This is a genomic window from Agromyces sp. P1_H4, from assembly GCF_056405255.1.
In genome coordinates this window covers 1-6,612 of record NZ_JBFUCL010000214.1, presented here as the reverse complement: position 1 = coordinate 6,612, position 6,612 = coordinate 1, and the positions used below count along the sequence as shown (strand labels likewise).

The 6,612-nt window shown below is 68.8% G+C and carries 7 protein-coding genes; 5 read left to right on the top strand and 2 right to left on the bottom strand.

From position 1 onward, the window contains the following. Positions 1 to 881: COX15/CtaA family protein (locus AC1DY2_RS13035; RefSeq protein ID WP_476762815.1), on the bottom strand; the 881-nt coding region annotated here is incomplete at its 3' end. A gap of 247 nt (positions 882 to 1,128) precedes the next feature. On the opposite strand from AC1DY2_RS13035, the gene sufB reads away from it, so the two are divergent. Genes sufB through AC1DY2_RS13010 form a run of 5 tightly spaced genes read left to right on the top strand, consistent with a single transcriptional unit; the run spans position 1,129 to position 5,241 of the window. Further along, complete coding sequence (gene sufB, locus AC1DY2_RS13030) at positions 1,129 to 2,547, top strand: Fe-S cluster assembly protein SufB (RefSeq protein ID WP_309978728.1); 1,419 nt, start codon at positions 1,129 to 1,131, stop codon at positions 2,545 to 2,547. Between the two features lie 14 nt (positions 2,548 to 2,561). Continuing rightward, positions 2,562 to 3,731, top strand: coding sequence for a Fe-S cluster assembly protein SufD (gene sufD / locus AC1DY2_RS13025; RefSeq protein WP_476762814.1), 1,170 nt, complete (start codon positions 2,562 to 2,564; stop codon positions 3,729 to 3,731). 2 nt (positions 3,732 to 3,733) lie between these two features. Then, complete coding sequence (locus AC1DY2_RS13020) at positions 3,734 to 4,060, top strand: non-heme iron oxygenase ferredoxin subunit (RefSeq protein ID WP_309978724.1); 327 nt, start codon at positions 3,734 to 3,736, stop codon at positions 4,058 to 4,060. 50 nt (positions 4,061 to 4,110) lie between these two features. Then, a complete protein-coding gene (gene sufC, locus AC1DY2_RS13015; RefSeq protein ID WP_476762813.1) occupies positions 4,111 to 4,890 on the top strand; it encodes a Fe-S cluster assembly ATPase SufC in 780 nt (259 codons plus the stop codon). Between the two features lie 21 nt (positions 4,891 to 4,911). Further along, entirely contained in the window at positions 4,912 to 5,241 is a 330-nt protein-coding gene (locus tag AC1DY2_RS13010; RefSeq protein WP_476762812.1) for a metal-sulfur cluster assembly factor, read from the top strand. Positions 5,242 to 5,295: 54 nt separating this feature from the next. Here AC1DY2_RS13010 and AC1DY2_RS13005 read toward each other — a convergent pair. Beyond that, the coding region (locus tag AC1DY2_RS13005; RefSeq protein WP_476762811.1) for a M3 family metallopeptidase at positions 5,296 to 6,612 on the bottom strand (1,317 nt) is incomplete at its 5' end.

Sequence of the window (6,612 nt, the reverse complement as noted above, 5' to 3'; positions counted from 1 at the left end):
CGCTTGAGGTGCAGGACGACCACCGTCATCGTCGCGGCGGTGAGCGCGGCGAGCACCATGTGCACGCCGACGGCGAACGGCGGGAGGCCGTTGCGCGCCTGGTAGAGCCCGACCGCGATCTGCACGAGCTCCACCACGAGCAGCGCGCCGACCCAGCGCAGCGTGGGCAGCCGCAGCCGCCACGCGCCGATCAGGAGCACGATCGTGAGCGCGAGGAGCGCATAGCCGGGCCAGGCGTGCACGTGCTCGAGCACCTCGGACTCGAAGCCGTTGCGGCCCGCGGCGGCATCGCCCGAGTGCGGCCCCGATCCGGTGGTGAGGACGCCGAACACGATCGTGAGCGCGAGCACGCCCGTGGTCGCATGCGTGAGCCCGGCATACCAGCGGGGCACGGCGAGCTCGCGAGGGCCGGGCTGCGCGTCCATGCGGACCAGGAACGCCGCGCATACGCAGACGAGGAGGAGCGACGACACGTAGTGGAATCCCACGATGAAGGGGTTGAGCCCCGTCCACACCGTGATGCCGCCGACGATCGCCTGCGCGACGATGCCGGCGCCGACGATGAAGGCGAGCACGAACAGGTCACGGCGCTGGGCGCGGATGCGCCAGACGAGCACGAACAGCGCGAGGGCGATGAGCCCCACGACGCCGGTCATCATGCGGTTGCCGAACTCGATCAGCCCGTGGATGCCCATCTCGGGCGTGGTGATCAGCGAGTCGGCCGTGCAGGTCGGCCAGGTGGGGCATCCGAGGCCTGAGCCTGTGAGCCGCACCGCACCGCCCGTCGCGATGATCACGACCTCCGCGACGAACGACAGCCAGGCGAAGACGCGGATCCGCCCGTCGACTCGATCGGGCAGCCACTGGATGAAGCGGTTCACGCTGGTCGTCCTGATCCGGGTCGCACTGTGACGGCGCTGGGAGTACGGAGCACCCGACAGCGCGACCCTATAGACTTGAAGGGTTGGGAAGGCCCGCGAGGCGCGCGTCAGCGCGATGCGAGCTCCCAGCCATCTTAGGTTCGCACTGGAGCCGCCCGCACATCATCACCCAGCCAACGAGCGCCTCGACTCGCGAGGGAATGAGCCGGACTCATATCCGGTTGCACGGGAGGAGAAGAGGGAGAGCATGACGGACGTACTGATCGACCGCCCAGAACTCGAAGGACTCGGTGTCTACGAGTTCGGATGGGCCGACTCCGACGCTGCAGGGGCATCCGCACGACGCGGGATCTCGCCCGAGGTCGTCGCCGACATCTCGGCCCTGAAGAGCGAGCCCGAATGGATGCTCCAGCGCCGCCAGCGCGCGCTGCAGCTGTTCGAGCGCAAGCCCATGCCCACCTGGGGGGCCGACCTGTCGGAGATCGACTTCGACAACATCAAGTACTTCGTGCGCTCAACCGAGAAGCAGGCCCAGACGTGGGAGGACCTGCCCGACGACATCAAGAACACCTACGAGAAGCTCGGCATCCCCGAGGCCGAGCGCCAGCGCCTCGTCGCCGGCGTGGCCGCGCAGTACGAGTCCGAGGTGGTCTACCACCAGATCAACGAGGAGCTCGAGCGCCAGGGTGTCATCTTCATGGACACCGACACCGCGCTGAAGGAGCACCCCGAGTTCTTCGAGGAGTACTTCGGCACCGTCATCCCGGCCGGCGACAACAAGTTCGCCGCGCTGAACACGGCCGTGTGGTCGGGCGGGTCGTTCGTCTACGTGCCGCCCGGCGTGCACGTCGAGATCCCGCTGCAGGCGTACTTCCGCATCAACACCGAGAACATGGGCCAGTTCGAGCGCACGCTGATCATCGCCGACGAGGACAGCTACGTGCACTACATCGAGGGCTGCACCGCTCCCATCTACAAGAGCGACTCGCTGCACTCGGCCGTCGTCGAGATCATCGTGAAGAAGAACGCCCGGGTGCGCTACACGACGATCCAGAACTGGTCGAACAACGTGTACAACCTCGTGACCAAGCGGGCGACCGCGGCCGAGGGCGCCACCATGGAGTGGATCGACGGCAACATCGGCTCGAAGGTCACGATGAAGTACCCGTCGATCTTCCTGATGGGCGAGCACGCCAAGGGCGAGACCCTCTCGGTGGCCTTCGCCGGTCCCGGCCAGCACCAGGACGCCGGCGCCAAGATGATCCACATGGCGCCGTACACGCAGTCGTCGATCGTCTCGAAGTCGATCGCCCGTGGCGGCGGCCGCGCCGGCTACCGCGGTGAGGTCCGCATCGACGCGAACGCGCACCACTCGGCGAACACCGTGCGCTGCGACGCCCTGCTCGTCGACACCATCTCGCGCTCCGACACCTACCCGGCGATCGACATCCGCGTCGACGACGTGCACCTCGGACACGAGGCCACGGTCTCGAAGGTGAGCGAGGAGCAGCTCTTCTACCTGATGAGCCGGGGCATGCCCGAGGACGAGGCCATGGCCATGATCGTGCGCGGCTTCATCGAGCCGATCGCCCGCGAACTGCCCATGGAGTACGCGATGGAACTCAACAAGCTCATCGAGATGGGCATGGAAGGATCGGTCGGCTAGGAATGACCGCCCAGATGACCAGCACAGCCATGCCCACAGCCGAGCAGCACGGCCTCGTCGCGCATTCCGACGGCGCCTTCGTGCCCGTGCAGACGCGTTCCGAGCGGTTCCGCTCGGTGAACGTCCAGGACTTCGCGCCGGTGAACGGGCGCGAGCACGAGTGGAAGCTCTCGCCTGTGGCGGCCTTCGCCGACCTCACGGGCGGCGAGCTCGACGGCGCCCGCCTGCCGATCGAGACGACGGATGCCCCGGGCGTCGACGTCTCGTGGATCGCCCGCGACGACGCCCGCATCGGCACCGCCGGCACGCCCGAAGAGCGTGCGAGCGCCAACGCATGGACGTCGTTCGACGAGGCCCTCCTCATCTCGGTCACCGGTGAAGACGAGAAGGTYGTCGCCGTGACCCGATCCGGCCTCGGCAACGCGCCCCGAGGGGCCCACACGGTCATCCAGATCGCGCCGAACAGCCGCGGACTCGTGGTGCTCCGGGGCATCGGCGACGCTCGACTCAGCGAGAACGTCGAGATCCTCGTCGGCGACGGTGCATCGCTCACCGTCGTCTCGCTGCAGGAGTGGAACGACGACGCGGTGCACCTCTCGAGCCAGTTCGCCCGGCTCGGCCGCGACTCGTTCCTGAAGCACATCGTCGTCTCCCTCGGCGGAAAGGTCGTGCGGGTCAACCCGTCGACCCACCTGGCCGAGCAGGGCGCCGACATCGAGTCGCTCGGCCTCTACTTCGCCGACGCCGGCCAGCACCTCGAGCAGCAGGTGTACGTGCACCACGACGCACCGCACACGAAGAGCCGTGTGACCTACAAGGGCGCGCTGCAGGGCGCCGGCGCACGCACGGTGTGGATCGGCGACGTGCTCATCGGCAACGCCGCGACCGGCACCGACAGCTACGAGCAGAACCGCAACCTCGTGCTCACCGACGGCACCCGTGCCGACTCCGTGCCCAACCTCGAGATCGAGACGGGCGACATCGAGGGGGCCGGGCACGCCAGCGCCACCGGCCGCTTCGACGACGAGCAGCTGTTCTACCTCATGGCCCGCGGCATCAGCGAAGACGAGGCCAGGCGCCTCGTCGTGCGTGGATTCCTCACCGAGATCGTCCAGAAGATCGGCTCGCCCGAGCTCGAAGCGCGGCTCCTCGTCGCGATCGAGGCAGAACTGCAGGTGAGCTGACCGTGGCATCCGTTCGTGTCTGCGGCGTCGACGAGCTCGGCGTCAACGAGGCGTCCCGCTTCGTGCTCGACGGCGTGGCGATCGCCGTCGTGAAGGATGCCGCCGGCGAGGTCTTCGCGATCGGCGACACCTGCACGCACGGCGACATCTCCTTGGCCGAGGGCTTCGTCGAGGACGACACGCTGGAGTGCTGGGCCCACGGCTCCAAGTTCTCGCTCCGCAGCGGCAAGCCGCTCACCCTTCCCGCCTACGAGCCCGTCCCGGTGTTCCAGGTCGAGGTCAAGGACGGCGGCGTCCACATCGATCCCTCGGTCACCCTGACCGTCTGAACCAGCTTCCGGCCCGGAACGGCCGGCTCACGAAAGAGATTCACCACCACATGTCAGTGCTCGAGATCAAGAACCTGCACGTCAACGTCGAGACCGACCAGGGCACCCGCGAGATCCTCCGCGGCGTCGACCTCGTCATCAACGAGGGCGAGATCCACGCCATCATGGGCCCGAACGGCTCGGGCAAGTCGACGCTCGCGTACACGATCGCCGGCCACCCGAAGTACCACGTCGTCCAGGGCGAGATCCTCCTCGACGGCGAGAACGTGCTCGAGATGTCGGTCGACGCCCGCGCGCGCGCCGGCCTGTTCCTCGCGATGCAGTACCCCGTCGAGATCCCGGGCGTCACGGTGACGAACTTCCTCCGCACGGCGAAGACCGCCATCGACGGCGAGGCGCCGTCGGTGCGCACCTGGGTGAAGGACGTCCGCGAGTCGATGGCGAACCTGCGCATGGACTCGAACTTCGCCGAGCGCAACGTCAACGAGGGCTTCTCGGGCGGCGAGAAGAAGCGCAACGAGATCCTGCAGCTCGAGCTGCTGAAGCCGAGGTTCGCCGTGCTCGACGAGACCGACTCGGGACTCGACGTCGACGCGCTGAAGATCGTCTCCGAAGGCGTGAACCGTGCCAAGGCGAACACCGGCCTGGGCATCCTGCTCATCACGCACTACACGCGCATCCTGCGCTACATCAAGCCCGACTTCGTGCACGTCTTCGTGGCGGGCCGGATCGCCGAGCAGGGCGGCCCCGAGCTCGCCGACCGCCTCGAGGACGAGGGCTACGACCGCTACCAGGTCGCCGAGCCCGCAGCGGCGGCCGCGGCCGAGTAGGCCGCGACTAGAATCGACATCATGGTCACCTCACTGGCTCCCGAGCGCTTCGACCAGGTCACCGAGGCACTCAAAGACGTGATGGACCCCGAGCTCGGCGTGAACGTCGTCGACCTCGGGCTCATCTACGACCTCGGCTGGGACGACGAGCACGACGCCCTCGTCATCCACATGACGCTCACGAGCGCCGGATGCCCCCTCACCGACGTGCTCGAGGAGCAGACCGCCGAGGCGCTCGACGGCGTGGTCGACGCGTTCCGCATCAACTGGGTGTGGATGCCGCCGTGGGGCCCCGAGCGCATCACCGACGACGGCCGCGACATGATGCGCGCCCTCGGGTTCGCGATCTAGCCGAGCTCGACGAGATGCCCCGGATGCCGCCAGGCAGCCGGGGCATCGTCGCATTCACGCCAGTCCGCGACGGCGCAGGAGCGGCTCGATCGACGGATCCCGCCCGAGCAGCGCCCTGATCGACTCGCCCGGGTCGCGGGAGCCACCGGGGTTGAGGATCTCACGTCGGTACCGGGCGCCGTTCGCCCGGGTCGCGCCGCCGTGCTGCTCGAACCACTCCATGATGTCGGCACCGGGCACCTCGCTCCAGATGTACGAGTAGTACCCGGCGTCGTAGCCGCCCGCGAAGACGTGCGCGAAGTAGGTCGTCGAGTAGCGCGGCGGCACGAGCGGGTCGTCGAGGCCGGACGCCGCGAGGGCGGAGCGCTCGAACGCCGCGACATCCGCCACCCGCTCGTCGGCGCTGATGCGGTGCCAGGCCTGGTCGAGGGCGGCGGCCGCCAGGTACTCCACCAGGTCGAAGCCGGCGTTGAAGCCGCGGGCGGCGGTGAGGCGATCGACGACCTGCTGCGGCATCCGCTCGCCGGTCTCGTGATGCACGGCGAACCGCTCGAGCACCTCGGGCCGGAGCAGCCACAGCTCATTGACCTGGCTCGGCAGCTCGACGAAGTCGCGGTAGACGTTCGTCCCGGCCTGCGACGGGTACCGCACGCGGGCGAGCAGGCCGTGGAGGGCATGCCCGAACTCGTGGAAGAGCGTCTCGGCCTCGTCGAACGTGAGCAGGGTGGGTTCGCCCGGCGCCGGCTTCGGGATGTTCATGTTGTTGACCACGACCGCGAGCTCGCCCGTCAGCTCGGACTGCGACACCAGGGCGCTCATCCAGGCGCCGCCGCGCTTGGAGTCGCGCGTGTACGGATCGAAGAGGTAGAGGCCGACGGGCATGCCGTCCTCCTCGAAGACCTCGAACACCCGGGTGTCGGGGTGGTAGCCCACCAGGTCCTCCCGCGCGGTGAAGCGCAGGCCGTACAGGAGGTGGGCCGCGTGGAACACGCCGTCGATGAGCACGCGATCGAGCTCCAGGTACGGCCGGAGCTCCCCGAGGTCGAGGTCGTGCTGCTCCGCGCGGACCTGCTCGGCGAGGAAGGACCAGTCGGCGGCGACGGGCGCGCGCGCGCCGATGGCCGACGCACGCGAGGCGAGCACGTCGCGCTCGCGTGCCACGTTCCGCATGGCCGGGGCCGTGAGCTCGGCGAGGAGCCCGGTGACGGCCTCGGGGGAGCCGGCGGTCTCGCCCGCGGTCACCGCTGCCGCATGGTTCGGGAAGCCGAGGAGCCGGGCGCGCTCAGCTCGGAGCCGGACGATGTCGAGCAGGGTCTGCCGGAGCCGGGCGCGCTCAGCTCGGAGCCGGACGATGTCGAGCAGGGTCTGCCG

What these genes read in the sequence shown, in the direction of transcription:
- AC1DY2_RS13010 (WP_476762812.1), top strand. Translation starts at nt 4,912, where the DNA reads ATGGTCACCTCACTGGCTCCCGAGCGCTTCGACCAGGTCACCGAGGCA.
- sufC (WP_476762813.1), top strand. Translation starts at nt 4,111, where the DNA reads ATGTCAGTGCTCGAGATCAAGAACCTGCACGTCAACGTCGAGACCGAC.
- sufB (WP_309978728.1), top strand. Translation starts at nt 1,129, where the DNA reads ATGACGGACGTACTGATCGACCGCCCAGAACTCGAAGGACTCGGTGTC.